Origin of the sequence: Thiomicrospira sp. ALE5 (assembly GCF_900112445.1) — a bacterium.
Taxonomy (GTDB): domain Bacteria; phylum Pseudomonadota; class Gammaproteobacteria; order Thiomicrospirales; family Thiomicrospiraceae; genus Thiomicrospira.
In genome coordinates this window covers 311,786-329,678 of the sequence record NZ_FOYY01000003.1, presented here as the reverse complement: position 1 = coordinate 329,678, position 17,893 = coordinate 311,786, and the positions used below count along the sequence as shown (strand labels likewise).

Genomic DNA, 17,893 nt, shown 5'->3' with positions numbered 1-17,893 from the left:
GTGCAACCGATTAGATTAGGAGTGGTCGGTCTTGGTACGGTTGCGAGCAGCTTAGTTTCTATTTTGGAGAAACAGGCAAAAGCGAGCCGTTCTAAGATCAATCAAACGTTTGAAATTAAAAAAATTGCCGTCCGTGATCTTTCGAGGCCTCGTAGTGTCGCAACCGGTGATATAGCCATAACGGATGATCCATTTGAGCTTGTTCAAGATCCAGATATTGATGTTTTGGTCGAGTTAATGGGCGGCACAACGCTGGCTCGTGACTTGGTTGAACAGGCAATTCGAAATGGTAAACATATCGTGACGGCCAATAAGGCGCTCTTAGCACTCTATGGCAATGAATTATTTGCGCTTGCTGAGCAATACGGTGTGCAGATTTATTTTGAGGCAGCCGTTGCCGGTGGTATTCCAATTATAAAAGCCTTGCGTGAAGGGCTAATAGCTAATGATATTAATTGGCTTGCAGGTATTATCAATGGAACTGGGAACTATATTCTTACTGAAATGAAAAAACCCGGTGCGCAGTTTGATGTTGTATTGGCAAAAGCACAGGAGTTGGGTTACGCCGAAGCCGATCCTACTTATGATGTAGAGGGGATTGACGCTGCGCATAAACTTGCTATTTTGGCATCTCTAGCTTTTGGCATTGAACTGGCTTTCTCACGTGTCTATACCGAAGGGATTAGTCAAGTGTCTGCAGATGATGTGCGTTTCGCGCAGGCTTTTGGTTTTGAAATTAAGCATTTGGGGATTGCGGTTAAAGAAGACGCTGGTTATTCATTACGCGTGCATCCTGCCCTGGTACCTAAAAGTGTTTTATTGGCAGATGTAAATGATGTGATGAATGCCGTATTGGTTCATGGTGATCAGGTCGGTGCCACGATGCTCTATGGTCCAGGTGCTGGAGGCGCTGCAACTGCATCAGCTGTCATGGCCGATCTCTATGACCTTGGCCGGGTTTGGAAAGCCGGGCATTGCCACTGCGTTCCTCCTTTAGGTCGTTACACAGCTGATTTAAAAACATCGGCTAACATACTGAATATAGATGCTATTCATACCGGGTTTTATGTGCGTTGTTTAGTTGAAGACCACCCGGGTATGTTGGCCGCTATTTCTCAAACTTTAGCTGATTTTGCGATTAGTATTGAGCATTTGAATCAAGAACCAATAAGTCATGATGATCAGGCTAATCAAGCCTTATTGGCCTTCACAACCAACAAGGTTTGTGAGGCGACCTTTAATCAGGCACTGGCCAGATTAGAAGGGCTTGAAGGTGTGTTAGGTAAAATTAATAAAATCCGTATGAGTGATTTTTAACTCATGACTCAAGAGTCTCAAGCCTTAACACTTTGGGTATCTCCAGCGCTAGGCGTGCAAGAGGTTGCTCATGCATCAAAAGGATTGGAAAAAAAACAGTTGGCTGCTTGGCATAAGCTTCTAAGTAGAGGCGATTTAATTCCACAACAGCCTAAGCACTTCTATGCAAAAGCCGCTTATCTCATGCATCAAAAGGCTATGCCTGCCATTGCAGCAACAGAAGCCAGTTATCAGGTGCTAGGGTTTAATGAGCAGGATTTTTGGTTGAAAGTCTCGCCTGTTCATTTGCGTCCTGACCGCGATACGCTGGTACTTATTCCTGAAAATGAACTTGCTGTCACGGTTGATGAAGCTAAATCATTAAAATTTGCATTTAATCGACATTTTGAGGCAGAAGGCTTACAGCTTGAAGGCACAGGTCAGGCTTGGTTTTTACGTTTGCCGCAAGTGATAGACTTCAAAAGCGATATATTAGATAGTCTCAAGTATGCTTCAATCCAAGGGCGTTATCCAACTGGGGCAAGTGCCAGCTATTGGCGTCGACTTATGAATGAAGCCCAAATGTTATTTCATACGCATCCCGTTAACGAGCGTCGCCGTGAGCAAGGACAGCTAGAAATAAACAGTGTTTGGATCTGGGGGGAGGGTAAACTCGATCTAGACAATATTGTTTTGCGCAACGATGCGCAAATTTGGTCAGATCATTCGTATTTTACCGGTCTATCAAAACTGATCCAAGCAACGCAAGTTGATCCTGTTTGTCAGTACACTCAGTGGCATCAGCACGTTGATTTTTCAAAAGGTCGTCATCATTTGCTTCAAGTGTCGCCGCCAGAACTGACGAGTGCCGAGGATTATTTGATCTGGTTGGAGCAAAGTTGGTTAAGTCCTATTGCAGCAGGCCTGGTTAATGGTGAATTACACTCAGTTTATATAGATTTTGACTATAGTATGGGGTGGTTGTTAGAGCCTCGTTATTTAAAACGTTTTTGGCGCCGAAACATCCCATTTAAGATGATTAAAGAGTAGGTTAATAATGAATTTTATTGAAACACGCGGCAATGACGGGCACTTCCCGACAAAATTTAGTTTTTCGCAAGCAATCCTAAGTCCGATGTCATCTTACGGTGGCTTATATTCACCTGAATCTTTGCCTAGCTTAGACCAAGCCTTCCTTAAAGACCACCTTGAATCGGACTATAAAACCCTTGCAAAAGCGGTACTGATGAAGTTTGAAGTCGATATCCCTGAACAGGTGATTGACCGTGCTTTGGCCTTATATGATCAGTTTGATGATCCTAAGCATCCAGTACCAGTTGTCAAGGTCACCGATCGTATTTTTGTAAGCGAGCTTTTTCATGGCCCCACGCGTGCGTTTAAAGACATGGCGTTGCAACCCTTTGGCACCTTGTTGTCTGCAGTTGCACAAGCGCGTCAAGAACAGTTTTTGATCCTGGCAGCAACCAGTGGTGATACCGGGCCTGCTGCGTTAGACACCTTTCGCGATAAACCGAATGTTCAGGTGGTTTGTATGTATCCTGAAGGTGGCACTTCGGATGTACAGCGTTTGCAAATGGTCACTGAAGCGGGTAAAAACCTCAAAGTCATTGGGATTAAGGGTGATTTTGATGATGCACAGTCAGCATTAAAAACCCTGCTAACTTCGGATGAGTTTAAAGCGACTTTACAGCAAAAAGGGATCTCGGTATCGGCCGCTAACTCGGTCAATTTTGGGCGCATTATTTTCCAAACGCTTTACCATATACATAGTTATCTTGAACTGGTTCGGATGGGCGAAATTACCCTTGGCGATCAAGTTTATTTAAATGTACCTAGTGGTAATTTTGGTAATGCATTAGGAGGGTATTATGCCTATAAGATGGGTTTACCTGTTGCCAAAATCTTAATTGCGTCGAATGATAATAATGTCTTAACTCAGTTTATTAATGACGGGGTATATGATTTGCGTGGGGCTCAGGTTCAACCGACCAAGTCACCGGCTATGGATATTCTAAAGTCATCGAATATAGAACGTATTTTGTTTGATCTGTTGGGGGCCGAGCGCACCCGCGAGTTGATGTTAGCTTTGGATAAAGACAAGTATTATCAACTTTCATCGGCTGAACTGGCTAAAGTACAAGCGATTTTTGCAGCGGATTACTGTACGGATGAAGAAGGTGCGCACTATATTAAACAGCACTTTGAGCAGGGTTATTTGATGGACCCCCATACGGCGACCAGTTTTAAAGTCGATGCTACCCAAGTGGATAACCCGGCGATTAAGTCGATTATTTACTCGACTGCGGAATGGACTAAGTTCTCACCATCGATCGTAGCAAGTATTTTCGGTGATGAGCAGGTGAATGATGAAACAGCTTTGCAAAAAATAGCTGCAACAGGGAAGGCGTCTATTCCAGCTCAAATTGAGGCTTTATTTAACCTGCCTGCTGTACAAGACAAGGTTATTGATAAAACTGAGATCGAAGCCGAAATACTTGGCTTTTTTGAAGGATAACCCCCAACCATAACGACTGTTATTTTCCTGCGCTTGTATTAGATCAAGCGCAGGAAATCCAGCCGAAGTTGTAATTGAGTACGTCCCATAAACTCATTACGCTGTAATTGATAGAGACAATGAATCTTGGGTTGCTCCGTTTCCTTAAGTGTTAAAAACTGCGTTAATATTTGTTCCGACGGGTTAAAAAATATCGCATTAATTTGATTGGTATTGTCATCTAAGCGCAGCTTTAAACTAAGATGTTGTGACGCCTTACCGACACAACGCCATGAGACGACTTCAAACACCCCATCAAACCGCGGGCTGGGCCAGTCACGCCCATAGGGTTCTAGAGCATCGATATCGTCAAACGTTGTTAAATGCAGCTGCTCTGATGTTAACTCGCCATCACTATAAAGCGTGAGTTTAGGGCGTTCGTTACCTAGCTGTTTTGCAATCTGTAAATTGATTTCACGTCGAAATAGCTCAAGGTGTGAGGCAGGAATTTGGCAGCCCACGGCCGCTTTGTGTCCTCCCTTCGTATTAAATAAGCAAGGGTGCTGCTCAGCCATGCTATTGAATGCGCTGATTAAATTTACGTCTTCGACAATAGCCCGTCCACTGCCTGCGTACTCATCCTCACTCAGTTGCGTAAGCGCAATACAAGGCAATCCGTAACGTTCGCCAATTCGCGCCGCAATGATTCCTTGAATCCCCGGATTGCCAGCGAGCGCAATGACAATGCAAAATGGGTTTTCAATGAGTTGATCTTGTGCTTGTTGAATCGCTTCAGCCATCATCTGTTGTTGTTGCTGTTGTCGCAGTGCATTATCACGATCTAATTGAGTATACGCATCCAAAGCCTCGGCAAGATTCTGGGCATTGATAAATCGAAACGCGTTTTGTACATCATTCACGCGTGATGCTGCGTTTATGCGTGAGGCGATTTGGAAGGCAATAAACTCTGCAGTTAACTGACTGGGTTTTTGGGGATGCGCTTGCTGCACAGCCTGCCAAATTGGATGGTTGAACTGATTCATTTGCAGCAGGCCTGCTTTTACGACGGCACGATTGTTTAAACTTTTTAAGCTTACACTATCTGCAATCGTTCCTAACGCAACTTGGTGGAGTAGTGCGCGTAGATTAGCAGCGTCACTATTAAGCACGCCTTGATCAATCAAGGTCTGGCGTACTTTTGACATTACCAAAAACAACACGAAGCAACCACAGATATGTTTGTCATATTCACAACCCTCAAGTTGTGGGTTAACAATACTTGCTGCACTGACTGGTGGGCCGGCCACCGGAATTTGATGATGATCTGTTACACATACAGCAATACCACGTGCCGCCAAATAAGCAATCTGGGCTTCATCACTCGAGCCTTGGTCCGCTGATATGACTAAATCAATAGGTTGCTTGAGTGCGCTAATACGTTCACATAACTCTTGCGTGAGTCCGTAACCGTCTGCACGCTCTGAAATAATACAGACCACACGTTCTGGCTTAACGCCAAAATACTGCGTTAAACTTTGGTAACCCACCCAAGCCGAGGTGACTCCGTCAGTATCATAATCAGTAGCGAGAACAATTAAGCCATCGGATTGAACTGCACGAGCAATCAGCTCAGCGGCTTGATCAATGTTTTTTAGGTCACGAGGATGCTGTAAGTGCTTTAATTGGGGTTGCACCCAAAAGTGCAGCTGCTTAGAGGAAGACTGCGCAAGGTCAGTGCTATCGAGTCGCTGTGCTAATAATCGAGCCGTTAGTGAACTTAAACCTTCATCAATGGCTTGCTGATAGATGGTGGGATCACAAGAGCGGTGTTGAATGCAAATGGTTGGCGCATGAGAGGAGGTCATTACAGCAGTCACATATTTGAAAGAATGGCTATTCTAACAAACTCCTTGGACACTCGCGACTAAACCAGTTCAGTAAATGCCGCCAGTTTGAAGATTCCATCGGGTTGACTTCCTCAAACACAAAAGCGAGTTCGTCGGGTTCTGGCGCTTCAAAATGGGCTATTTGACGTTGCATTACCTCAATGGTAGCGTCAGATGGATCCTGTTGCTTAGCTAGGCGTTCTGTGATGCGCTGTTTAGCTAGCGCTGGATTGGGGATCAGTACGAGAGTGGCACAGTCGGCTTGATGGCGAGTTGCCAACGAATAAAAACGTTGGCGGCTGATTTTGGCTAAAAAAGTGGCATCAACAATGACATCGCGACCTGCTTGTAAAGCGGCTGCACAAGCCTCATAGAGGCGCTGATAGGTTGCTTGATTGGCCTCACTACTATAGAGCTGGCTTTGGGCTTGTCCCGATACGCGTTCGGTAGCCCTAATCCCAAACCAACGTTTACGTTCGCGGTCAGAGTTTATCCAGATCGCGCCTGTTAGATCAGCGAGTTTTTGAGCAAGAAAGCTTTTGCCGCTTCCAGAAATACCCTGCATTATTAGTATCTTAGGCGGCTTTGTTGATGGGAAAGCATAGGACTCAGCTAAATTAATGTAAGCAAGTGTTTGGTCTAAAACGCTTGTTGCTTCGGCTGAACCTGGCATTAATTGTTCGTAACGTAATCCACTGATCTTAGCGCGAACCATAGCGCGATAAGTTTGATAAAAATTAACAATACCTAAGCCTTCATAGTCACCTGTTTCAATGAGATAGTAATTGAGCAGTTGTTGGCTGCTGAGTTTACCGTTATTGGCATCGAGGTCAGTTAATAGAAAAGCTAAATCCGAAACGACATCAATTAAACGAAACTGTTCGTTAAACTCTATTCCGTCAAACAGGACGAGCTGGTCTTGATAATACGTAATATTGTCTAGATGCAAGTCACCATGGCAGGCTCTAACAAAACCTTGTTGCTGCCGCTGTGCCAGTAAAGGGGCGACTAATGTATGCTGTGTTTGAGTATGTTGTTTAAGAAGATCTAGTCGGGTAAGGTTGGAAGGACTTTGCTGTTGTTCAGCTGTCAGGCGCTCAAATAAGTTTTGTAAGCTAGGAAAATTGGCGAGCATAGGTTGTAGCACACATTCAGCGGAGCCCCAGAAAGAAGGAGGGGCAATAACCTCCGCTTGACGGTGAAATTTGGCAATGCGTTTTGATAATTCTGTCACGGTGTCAAGTGTTAAAGGCGCTTGATTAATTTGTTGACTTAATACCTGGCTAGGATCAAATTGTCGCATTTTGACTAGGTAGTCAACGACTTGCCAATCTGTTTGATCAGCACAACTGGAGGCAAGGCTGAATTCATCTTTGACATTATGACGGTAGACATTTACTACATCCAGGTATAGATCATTGGCTGTGCGACGATTAAGTTGGATTTCTAATTCACAAAAGTGCCTGCGTTGTTCAGGTGTACTGAAATCTAAAAACTCAAAACACACTGCTTTTTTAAGTTTGTAAGCATACTCACCCGTTAAAAATACACAGGATATATGGGTTTGAATAAGCTTAACTTGTGTAACTGGGTGCGGGTAATGCTGGGCTTTTTTTAACCAGTTAATTAAGTTGGTTTGTGTTTTAAGTGTCTTCATCCTAGAGAGTAGTGTCTTTGGTCTGCAAAGCTGGGGGTAATCTGCGCCCAATTATCTTGAATAATGCTCAGTATCTCATTGTCTGGCATTTTAACATTAAGTAAATCACCTAGCCCAAATAGCTTGGCTATTTGATAAAGTGCGCCCTGATTTGGCCAAACAGCTGTGCTTCGAGCTGACTTGCTCAGCTTAATGCCTTGAGCATTTATTAACAGTGGGTGATGCTTGAAAACAAGCTTGGGTGCTTGTGGGTGCCATATTTTGCGGAGGTAGCTCTGAGGCCAGCTTGCACCCAGTAGGTCTTGGCCTCTTACAATATGAGTAATACCCATTTGCCACTCATCCCATGCACAGGCAAGGTGATAGCCATAGATTTGGTCACGTCGCCAAATAATCGGATCCTCACTCGTGTTAGTGCTCACTTGCGAACCACACCAAGCATCATGCCATGGTGCTTGCTGGCAAGGCAGTTTTAACCGCCAAGCTTGGTCACGGTCAAATGGATGGTGACGATGACGACAGTAATTATCATAGTTAACCTGACCCTGTTGCCGATCACGAATCATTTGACGCGAGCAATGACACACATAGCAGGCCTGTTGGTTTTGCAACTGTATTAACGCATGATTGTAGTCATCCAAATGGTGTGATTGATAGTAAATATCATCATCCCAATGTAAGCCAAACGCCTCAAGTTGGTGCAGTTGTTGATTGATCGCTTCGTTTTGAACGCGTGGTGAATCTAGATCATCAATGCGCAGACGCCAAACGCCTTGGTGGGATTTTGCATCACAATAAGATATGACCGCAGCTAATAACGAGCCGAGATGGAGTGGGCCGGAGGGCGAGGGCGCAAAGCGCCCAACGTAGAGTGTGTTAGGCAACGCCTTGTTTTTCACGAATTTCTTGTTGGCGCTTCATTTCAACCGTCAAGGTAGCGGTGGGTCGGGCTTCCATGCGAAGCAGGCCAATTTCATCGCCACTCAATTTGCAATAGCCGTAGTCACCAGTTTCTATGTCTTTTAATGACTTATCAATCTTCGCGATAAGTTTGCGTTCGCGATCACGAGTACGGAGTTCAAGGGCAAACTCTTCTTCTTGTGTGGCTCGATCATTGGGATCAGCCGGTGTTGAAGAATCAGAACGCAAGTGACTTACGGTCGACTCTGCTTCATCCATTAATTGTTTTTTCCAGGCTAAGAGCTTTTGCTTAAAATGCTCTTTCATTCGAGGGCTCATATATTCTTCACCCGGCTCAGGCTCGTAAGCGGGATAATCTTCAATGAAGGTATTGTCAAGTTCCATGGTAGAACGCTCCTAAATACACAAGGAAAAGCAGCTATAAAAAGCGGATTACATCGAGAAATCCAATATAACCCCAAAATTTAAACGGGATTTATATCAGGTTTAGATTGTTTGCACAAGTTATAAAAAGATGAAATAGCGATGTCTTGATGCTGAATGAATGGTAAAGCTGGGTATTTATCTGTTAATTTTGCTATCATTAGCGCACTTTATTATGAGAGGTGTTTATGGCATCTAAGACAGATTTGTCAGCATTGTTATTTGATGTAGATGGTACGCTAGCTGATACCGAAAAAGAGGGGCATCGCGTCGCTTTTAACCAGGCATTTAGCGATGCCGGTTTAGACTGGAACTGGGATGAAGACTTATACGGCAAGCTTCTTAAAGTAACCGGCGGCAAAGAGCGGATAAAATTTTATTTAGCTCAGTTCAATACCCAATTCAATGCGCCAACCGATTTAGATGGTTTTGTTAAAGGTTTACACCTTGCAAAAACTGATCGTTACATGCAGTTAATGGCCGAAGGTAAAATTCCATTGCGCCCAGGCGTTGAACGATTGTTAGATGAAGCTTTAACCGCAGGTGTGCGTTTAGCAATAGTGACTACGACCACACCTGAAAACGTGACCGCGCTACTAAAAAGTACACTGGGTCGTGATGCGATTAAATGGTTTGATGTGATTGCAGCTGGCGATATTGTCCCGGCTAAGAAACCTGAACCGGACATTTATCTTTGGGCGATGGATCAAATGAAAATCAACCCAAATCAGGCGATGGCTTTTGAGGACTCCCATAATGGTTTAAAGTCGGCATTAGATAGTCAGCTAAAAACGCTTATTACCATTAATGACTATACAGCGCATGAGGACTTTACGGGCGCAACATGGGTGCTTGACCAATTGGGTGAACCGCTCAAGCCATTTCAGGTGCTTGGCGGCAAGGTGTCATCTAGTGTTAACGCAACCTATGTCGATATGAGTCTACTACACTACCTTCATCAAGCATAATTTTTAAATCGTAAATAAGGCAGTAAGGAGTTTCACATGTTACTGGCAATAAGAAGTAAGGTTCAGGGTTGGATTGCCTGGGCAATTGTAATTGCACTGATTATTCCTTTTGCACTTTGGGGGATAGACCAATACGCTACGGGTGATCGAATTGTTGTGGTTGCAGAGGTAAATGATGAGCGAATTAGTGCTACTGAGTTTATGCAAGTCTACAATACGCAACGGATTCGTTTACGTCAACAATTTGGCGATATGTATGATCAGGTTGTTGAGGACGAAGAACTTCGTGAACAAGTGCTTGATAGCTTGATTACCAGTGAATTGATACGTCAGTGGGCACACGCTAATCGCGTTGTTATTACCGATGCGCAGTTAGCAGCCGTGATTCAAGGTGCGGATGTTTTTTATGATGAAAACGGGGTTTTCTCGCAACGTATTTATCAGGACTTATTGGCTCGTAATGGCTTCACACCTGCAACTTTTGAACGTGATCAACGTAATTTTTTATTGGAAACGCAATTCCAAAATTTAATGGCGAGTTCAACACCGGTGTTTCCATTTGAAAAACAAGCATTACTTGAGCTGCAGACACAAACTCGTCATATTGATTATGTGCGAGTCGATCAACGTGTATTTAACAAAGAAGCGGACATTACTGACGAGCAAATAGCTCAGTTCTACACGGCTAATGAAGATGACTTTATGTTGCCTGAGCGTGTTTCGTTGGAATATGTCACGTTGTCATTAGATGATCTTGCCAAAGACATCGATGTAACTGAGCGCCAAGTAGCAGATTACTTTGAGTTAAATCAACGTTTATTTGCTGTACCGGAGCAGCGTCGAGCCAGTCATATCTTATTGTCTGATCAAGGCGAAGATACCTTAGCTAAATTGTCCGAATTACAGCAACGTTTAGCGGATGGTGAAGACTTTGCAGCACTTGCTCAAGCTTATTCTCAAGACCCAGGTTCGGCACGCCAAGGCGGTGATTTGGATTTCTTTGAAGCGGGTATGATGGTCGATGAGTTTGATCGGGCGGTTTTTGATTTAGAGATGGGTCAAGTCAGTGAACCAATACTGACCGAGTTTGGCTACCATTTAATCAAACTAACTGATATTAAAGCGATGCAAATGCCCTCGTTAGATGACATTCGTGACGATGTTGTACAACAAGTACGTTTAGAGCAGGCTGAACGAGTGTATTTTGAGATGCTCGAAGATATGACACAAATTGCTTTTGAACAACCAGATAGTTTAGAGCCCATCATTACCCAGTTAAATCTTCAAGTTGCTACCACAACAATGGTGGAACGCAGTGGTGGTAGTGATGAAGTCACGTCTCGCCGAAATGTGATGGAAGCCGCCTTTTCTGAGGATGTGCTGCAACAGCGTTTGAATTCGGCACCGGTCGAAATTGGACCTAACAAGACTGTTGTCGTGCGTATTGCCGAGCATCAACCTTCTCGCTTACAACCTTTGTCCGAGGTTCGTGATGATATTGAGCGTCAACTCGTTCGCGAGTTTAGTATTGCGCGTTCTGCAGAGCGCGCCAAGTCTTTATTGACGCAAGTTCGTGACGGTGTGGCAGTAGAAACACTAATTGGTGAAGGTGTGGAATGGCATCCAGTGGGTTGGATTAGCCGTGAAAATCAACAAATTTTGCCACAAATTACCGCTGCGGCTTTTGCAGCTGCTAAGCCCCGTGATAATCAGCCCACTTGGAATAAAGTTCAATTAGTGACGGGTGATAGTGTATTGGTGAGAGTAAATGAAATTGGTCGAAGTGAGCAAGCCGATGATGCGACTTTGCGTAACCAATTAGCACGAATTCTTCAAGAAACCTATCAAACGGCTGAAGTTGAATCGTTAATGGCTAGTTTACGTTTGGATGCCAAGATAGAGAAACGATCTAATTACCTGAGTTTGAGGTAGTAAGATTGTGTGTTAAGTTTTAATAGCCGTGCTTGTCACGGCTTTTTTATGGGTTGCAACACTAGCAATAGTGACTTTTTATGGTTAGGAATAATTTAAGCTTTTTCTTTTAGCGCTTCATCACTAAAGCGAATGCCTGCCCAGCCATGTAGCATAAACTGGCGAATGTTCTGATGGTCTGTTGCATCCGGGAACCCTAAAACATCGTGCGTGTAAAAGTCACCAAATGCATTCAATGTCGTTTGTGAGTCAAGATTATGCCATTTTGCGAAAGCAAAAATCTTACACGAACCATTGTTTTGTCCTGCCTCATTGGCTTGGCTACCATTGACGAATTTTGTTGGCGTGAAGGTGTAATAATGCTCGATTGTTGCTATCACTTGGTTAAACGCCACGGGGCCCTGATGAAGTTGTTGAATAAGTTCTGAAGGTGAGAGTGTATTAGACATGTTTAGCTTCCTAGTTAAAATTGATCCGTGATTAATCGTGTGACGCCATAAGCAGCCGAATTATGGGGTGCATCTGGGTTAGGTAAGGGCGCTAGTTTATCACCAAATATATCCATGCGTCGTGCTTGCCAGGCCTGGTTTTGTATGCCTCCGCCAATACTGAATATTCGCGAGATTGTTGCGCCCATTTGATTGAGTTGGTTATAGACGGCCTGTTCAAGTTTAACTAAACCTTCGGTCATGCTGATAAATGCCAGTTCATCGTTTAGGTCACTAAAATCGCTGGCTGGGAAGTTTGGGTCGGCAATGGGAAAGCGCTCGCCAATTTGTGCTAATGGATAACGTGCAATGTCGGGATTTGCGATACCCTTGAGTTGTTGACTCAGTTGCGTGAGGCGAGGCGTATCAAAACGCGTCGTGTAAATGGCGCCACCCGCGTTTGAAGCGCCACCCACTAACCAGGCCTGGTTAAGACGGTGACTATAGATGCCATGTTGGGCGGAGGCTAGCGGTTGTTCACTAAGTAGCTTAAATGCCAAAGTCGACCCCATTGCAATCACTAAATCACCGGGTTTTGTGGCGGGCGTAGCTAAAAAGCTGGCAATACTATCGGTGGTGCCTGCATAGACTTGGCAGTGGCTTGGGAGTTTCCAACGCTTCATCGCGTGTTGACTGACCGATCCAATTGGCGTGCCTGGTAATAAAATTTGCGGTAGCGGCCATGTAGCGAGTGATTGAATCGGTTTCGGCCAAGTTAAGTTCGTGGGGTCAACGCCCATCTTTAGCTGGGTATTGACATCTGAATAACTGGACTGCAAAGGTGGATCAAGCAGCTGCGCATAGAGCCAATCTAGTTGGTGCCAAATCTGTCGCGCTTTAGTGTGTTCAGTTAGCCATAGCGCTTTGGCTAAACTGGCTTGGGCGCCTTGAGCGGATGAATCGCTATCTAGCATATGTCGATAAGCGCGTGCTTGTGTTGTAGCACGACTATCGTGGTACATGATGGCGGGTTCGATTACCCGACCACTTGAATCTACGCCTACTAGGGTGCTGGACGTTGCATCAGCAATAAGTGCGTTAACCCGAGGTAAATAATCGGTCAACTGCGCAAAAAGGCCATCAAGCATCAACAACCAGTCTTGCGTGACTTGTTCTGTTGTTGAGCATGATAGTTTTCGTGCATAAGTGTCAATGCGTGACTGGTGAGCAGAAAAAACTGTTTTGCCATTACTAACAAGTTGCGCACGAAACCCAGAGGTACCTAAATCCAAGCCAAGAATAAATGAAGAAGACATAGTGAGATAGCTAAAAACCTGTGCAAAAAATAAAACCCTATTATAATCCTTGCAACAATATTCTCATTACCCTATTTAATTGAACTGAGCATGCGCTTAACACAAATAAAAATTGTTGGTTTTAAATCCTTTGTAGAGGCTACTAAGCTAAACCTTGCGCGCCCTTTGACTGCGATTGTAGGGCCGAATGGCTGTGGCAAGTCGAATAGCCTGGACGCGGTGCGCTGGGTGATGGGGGAGAGCTCGGCGCGTGAATTGCGTGGTGGGGAGATGAATGACGTACTCTTTAGTGGTAGTGATCAGCGTGCTCCGGTTAGTCAATGCAGCGTCGAATTACTGTTCGATAATAGCAGTGCAAACGAAGCGTCAAGTGCACAAGCAGCGTTAGCAGGGCCTTTTGGTCAGCTAACTGAGATAGCTGTAAAGCGTGTTCATCATCGCGAAGAGGGGACGCGTTATTATTTAAATAACCAACCTTGCCGTCGACGTGATGTACTAGACTTATTTAATGGTACGGGCCTTGGGCCTCGTAGTTATGCATTAATAGGTCAAGGCTCGATTAGTCGCATCATTGAAGCAAAGCCTATCGATCTGCGCCAGTATATTGAGGAAGTAGCCGGTATTGCTGGTTATCGGCAACGTCGTAAAGAAACACTCAGCCGCCTTAACAAAGCGCAAGACAACCTGAACCAACTCAGTTTGTTACAAGAAGAGTTGCAGCAACAGCATCAGCATCTTGTACGTCAAGCAGAACAAGCGCAAGCCTTTCAAGATAGTCAGCAGCGCATCAAAACCTTATCTTGGCAGGTTTATCAAACAAAATGGTATCAAACGCTAAATCACCTCGCGGATCTGGGTGATAGACTGCGCAGTCAGCAGCAGGCGTTTAGTGAAACTAAGCAAGCTTGGGATGAGGCCCAGCAGGCTTGGATTGCGGCTAAACAACAACGTCAAGCCAATCAGCAGGCCTGGCAAGCTCAAACTCAAGCCTATCATCAACTGGATAAAGCCGTGAGCCGGCTCCAGCAACAACAAGACTTCATCGCACAGCAAACGCGTCAGCAGCAACAGTTAACCGAACATTTAGAGCAGCAAAAACAGCAGGCAGAATCGGCACTCGTGTCCCTTAAAGATTCCGAAAACGCGCTTCGCCAAGCTTTGGATGAATGGGAGGTGGAACAAGAAAGTCAGTTAGCATTGCTGGACGAATTGGGCGAGCGTATTGCAAATACTGAAATGCAACAAAGTCAGTATCTATTGGCTAAAACGGATGCTGAATCTCGTGTTCAGCGACTTAATCAACAATGTCAACAAGCGGAACTGAGCAAGCAAGATCTATGGCGTCAAATTGAGCAAGCTAAACAGCAGCAGGCCTGGTTAGCCGAAAATCTAGTGGTTAGGCCAACCAGCAATCCATCAGAACTGCCAAGGTCTGATTTGCAGGAACTTAGGGAACGAATTACAGCGTCCGAAGCAGAGCGTTCTCTACTAGCCGAATCTGTGCAAAAGGCCTTAGCGTGTCAACAGCGCTTACAGCAACAATTACAACTAGCTCAACAAGACTGGCAATCTCAGCAGGCACACTACCAAGCGCTCTGTAAGCTACAACAAAGTTGGCAGCAGCAAGCGCAAGCACAACTAGACCAATCAATCCATCAGCAAATAAGCGATAAGCAGTATCAATGGTTAATTGACCTATTGGTAGTTGATCCCGACTGGCAGCCAGCGGTTACGGCATGGTTAGGACCACGAATTCATGGTTTAGTGGCGAGTCACTTTCCAGCCGAGTGGCTTGGATCAGATAAACTTTTCTCGGCTAATGTGCCTTTTATTGTTTGGACAGAGAAGGCTAAGGTCGCGGCACCCGCGAAGGGAAGCTTAGCAGAAGTTATAAAAGCGCCGATTGCGTTACATGCCTTAGCCAATAGCCTACAGCGCCGTGACACCGGTGTGTCGCTGCAACAGCAAATACAGATGCTGTCTGCAAACGAAGCCATTATTGATCGAGATGGCAGATTGTTCTTTCCGCAAGCTTGGCAAGCGCCTTATGAAGGGGAAGGTGCCATTTATTTAGCCCGTGCTGATGAGATTGCCAGCCTAGAACAGCAACTACCTGCGTTAGAACACCAGTTTAATTTAGCCAAAGAGGCGCTAGCAGAACAAGATCAGCAATTACAGACCCATCAGCAGGCCTGGCAAACATTACAAGCACAACTGCCCATTTGGCAGGAACAGTTGCAAGCACTTGAGCAGCAGCAAGCTCAGGAGCAGGCACGCCAAGCCATAGCGACAGAGCAACAGCAACGTTATCAACTGCAATTAGAGCAAGTACAAAAGCAGGTTAAAGCACTGGAGCAAACATTTGAGCAAACGGATGCTGATCTAGAAATGCTTTATGATCAACTTGATCAAGCGCAAGCTGACTTAGATGAGCCACAAGCGGCCTGGACACGATTAGAGCAAACTAAACAGCCGCTTTTGCAACAGCAACAACGCATTGAACAAGCCTACACGCAGCAGCAAGCACAACATCAAGCAGATCAACAACGCTGGCAAACGCTACAACAGCAAAAAATACAATACCAGCAACAGCTCGCTCAAGCTCAGCAAGGGATAGCGCAGTTGCCCACAGCACAGATAGCGCAAAGTGACGTCTCGACGGAGGCTTTGGCTGATCAAGTCGCTAAGCTGGCAGACATGTCTCAGGATTTGACCCGCTTAGAACAAGCCCTAGCTGATTCGGAGCAGTGGGTTGAACAAGCCGAACAGCAGGCACAAACTTGCCAACAAGCACATCAAACCGCGCAGCAAGAATTGGAAACTACACAACAGCAACTTTCTTATAAACAGGAACAATTGCAACAACTTAGCGATCAAATTAAACAAGATGGTTTAGCTTTGCCGAGTGCTAATCTTCCAGCAGAATTAACCGATCGATCATTACATGCCCTTGAGGCGGAGTTGCGTGAAGCCCGAAAGCGTGTTCAGGCGCTGGGGAAAGTAAATATGACTGCGATAGATGAGCGTGATCAATTAGCCGCGCGTCTTGAAGAATTGGAACATAATTACACCGATATTGCAGAATCGATTGCTGAACTTGAGCAAGCTATTTTAGCGTTGGATCATCAGAGTCGCACGCAACTGCTTGATTGTTTTGAACAAGTGAACCAGGGGTTTGCTGAACTATTTCCTCAGCTTTTCAAAGGGGGTAAGGCTGCATTGAGCTGGTTAAGTCATCATGACGACCCTCTTGAAGATGGTCTGGCCGTTATGGCACAGCCTCCAGGCAAGCGTAATAGCCGTATCCAGTTGTTATCAGGTGGCGAGAAAACCTTAACAGCCCTTGCGCTCATTTTTGCGATCTTTCAGTTACGCCCAGCGCCTTTCTGTATACTAGACGAAGTGGATGCGCCACTGGATGATTCGAATGTTATTCGCTTTTGTGGACTAGTCAGAAGCCTATCTGAGAAGGTACAATTCATTATTATTACTCACAATAAAACGACCATGGCAATGGCACATCAATTGCTAGGTGTTAGTATGAACGAGCCGGGCGTATCTCGGTTAGTCAGTGTAGATTTAGCGAAAGCCGTTGAAATGATAGGAGACGATGGCGCATGAATGAAATGCAATGGATATTATTGGCTTTTGCGGTAGTGGTAGTGATTGCCATTTATGTTGTCAGTCAAAAACGCTCTTTTCGTCAATCTAAGCCACAAGAGCAGGCAACTAACGCTAATGCTGTTGCTAAAAAGCGGTGGGCAAAAGTTGGTTTAGGTGCTAAAGAAGATGTTGCGATCCCGTCTATGAAGCCAAATAGCGATTTGCATACTGAATCAAACTCAACTGATAATCGTGATCAACCTATTACTGAACAACCGATCGACACGTCGGATAAGCATGATGCGTTTGATTATTTACAAGCCAAGCTCGAGTTAGAAGCAGAAATGGAGCGAAAGCAAGATTTAGCGGCCTCGACCTATGCCTCACAAACGCCATCTGATGAAGCAAAACATAAGGTTTTAGAAATTGATGATATGTACCCGGCAGACAATACCTTCTACGCAGCCGAAACGCGTGATGGTCGTAGCGAATCAATGAGCGCTGCTAGTCAACTGGAAGTGCCGCTTGACAATTCTGAGCCTGAAAACTTTGCCATTTTAGTGCTATCCATTGCAGACGAGTTTTCGCTCAAAGCCATTGATCAAGTGCTCAGAACAAATGGCTTAACCTTTAATGGTGAAGCGGGCATCTTTGTAAAAAGAGTTAATGATAAAACCGTTCTGCGCGTCGCCAATATTTTTGAACCTGGCGTGTTTCCAGCTGAGTGGGAAGAGGGTGCCAGCACCGCGGGCATTGCGATTATTTTACAACTGCCTACTCACATTAAAGCGCCTCGTGCGATGGACGAGTTGATTCTGACAGCGCGACGCGTATCACAAAGCTTGCGTGGTCGGATGTATGATATGGAACGTCGTATGATTCGTGAAACGGATTTACAAGCAATGCGTGAGCGCGCGCTTGACTATGAAACCAAGCGCATGTGATAGT

General features: G+C 45.0%; 13 protein-coding genes. 7 read left to right on the top strand and 6 right to left on the bottom strand.

The features are described 5' to 3' along the window. The 3 genes from BM293_RS01690 to thrC are packed head-to-tail and all read left to right on the top strand — an operon-like array spanning position 1 to position 3,832. Complete coding sequence (locus BM293_RS01690) at positions 1 to 1,317, top strand: homoserine dehydrogenase (RefSeq protein WP_093447820.1); 1,317 nt, start codon at positions 1 to 3, stop codon at positions 1,315 to 1,317. Positions 1,318 to 1,320: 3 nt separating this feature from the next. Further along, on the top strand, positions 1,321 to 2,346 hold the full coding sequence (locus tag BM293_RS01685; protein ID WP_093446363.1) for a phosphoglycerate mutase: 1,026 nt from the start codon (positions 1,321 to 1,323) through the stop codon (positions 2,344 to 2,346). Positions 2,347 to 2,353: 7 nt separating this feature from the next. Further along, positions 2,354 to 3,832: a threonine synthase gene (gene thrC, locus BM293_RS01680; RefSeq protein ID WP_093446361.1), complete on the top strand. Its 1,479-nt coding sequence runs from the start codon at positions 2,354 to 2,356 to the stop codon at positions 3,830 to 3,832. A 38-nt stretch (positions 3,833 to 3,870) separates the two neighbouring features. Here the strand turns inward: thrC and BM293_RS01675 are convergent, their stop codons facing one another. Genes BM293_RS01675 through dksA form a run of 4 tightly spaced genes read right to left on the bottom strand, consistent with a single transcriptional unit; the run spans position 3,871 to position 8,659 of the window. Next, a complete protein-coding gene (locus BM293_RS01675) occupies positions 3,871 to 5,676 on the bottom strand; it encodes a single-stranded-DNA-specific exonuclease RecJ (RefSeq protein WP_093447818.1) in 1,806 nt (601 codons plus the stop codon). 28 nt (positions 5,677 to 5,704) lie between these two features. Continuing rightward, positions 5,705 to 7,354, bottom strand: a complete 1,650-nt coding sequence (locus BM293_RS01670; RefSeq protein ID WP_093446360.1) for a bifunctional aminoglycoside phosphotransferase/ATP-binding protein — start codon at positions 7,352 to 7,354, stop codon at positions 5,705 to 5,707. Next, complete coding sequence (gene gluQRS, locus BM293_RS01665; RefSeq protein WP_093446358.1) at positions 7,351 to 8,253, bottom strand: tRNA glutamyl-Q(34) synthetase GluQRS; 903 nt, start codon at positions 8,251 to 8,253, stop codon at positions 7,351 to 7,353. Before gluQRS ends, BM293_RS01670 begins: the two co-directional genes overlap by 4 nt. Further along, positions 8,231 to 8,659, bottom strand: coding sequence for an RNA polymerase-binding protein DksA (dksA, locus tag BM293_RS01660; protein WP_093446356.1), 429 nt, complete (start codon positions 8,657 to 8,659; stop codon positions 8,231 to 8,233). Before dksA ends, gluQRS begins: the two co-directional genes overlap by 23 nt. Before the next feature lie 227 nt (positions 8,660 to 8,886). Here dksA and BM293_RS01655 point away from each other — a divergent pair, with 227 nt between their 5' ends. Continuing rightward, entirely contained in the window at positions 8,887 to 9,666 is a 780-nt protein-coding gene (locus BM293_RS01655) for an HAD family hydrolase (protein ID WP_093446355.1), read from the top strand. A gap of 36 nt (positions 9,667 to 9,702) precedes the next feature. Further along, positions 9,703 to 11,598: a SurA N-terminal domain-containing protein gene (locus tag BM293_RS01650; protein ID WP_093446353.1), complete on the top strand. Its 1,896-nt coding sequence runs from the start codon at positions 9,703 to 9,705 to the stop codon at positions 11,596 to 11,598. Between the two features lie 95 nt (positions 11,599 to 11,693). On the opposite strand, the gene BM293_RS01645 is transcribed toward BM293_RS01650, so the two are convergent. Both BM293_RS01645 and BM293_RS01640 read right to left on the bottom strand, forming a co-directional pair. Further along, positions 11,694 to 12,047 (bottom strand): HopJ type III effector protein, encoded by a 354-nt coding sequence (locus BM293_RS01645; protein WP_093446352.1) that lies wholly within the window; start codon positions 12,045 to 12,047, stop codon positions 11,694 to 11,696. A gap of 14 nt (positions 12,048 to 12,061) precedes the next feature. Further along, a complete protein-coding gene (locus tag BM293_RS01640; RefSeq protein ID WP_093446351.1) occupies positions 12,062 to 13,342 on the bottom strand; it encodes an FGGY-family carbohydrate kinase in 1,281 nt (426 codons plus the stop codon). Between the two features lie 90 nt (positions 13,343 to 13,432). Here BM293_RS01640 and smc point away from each other — a divergent pair, with 90 nt between their 5' ends. Further along, entirely contained in the window at positions 13,433 to 16,963 is a 3,531-nt protein-coding gene (smc, locus tag BM293_RS01635; RefSeq protein WP_093446349.1) for a chromosome segregation protein SMC, read from the top strand. Further along, on the top strand, positions 16,960 to 17,889 hold the full coding sequence (locus BM293_RS01630; RefSeq protein WP_093446348.1) for a cell division protein ZipA C-terminal FtsZ-binding domain-containing protein: 930 nt from the start codon (positions 16,960 to 16,962) through the stop codon (positions 17,887 to 17,889). Before smc ends, BM293_RS01630 begins: the two co-directional genes overlap by 4 nt. Positions 17,890 to 17,893 lie beyond the last annotated feature (4 nt).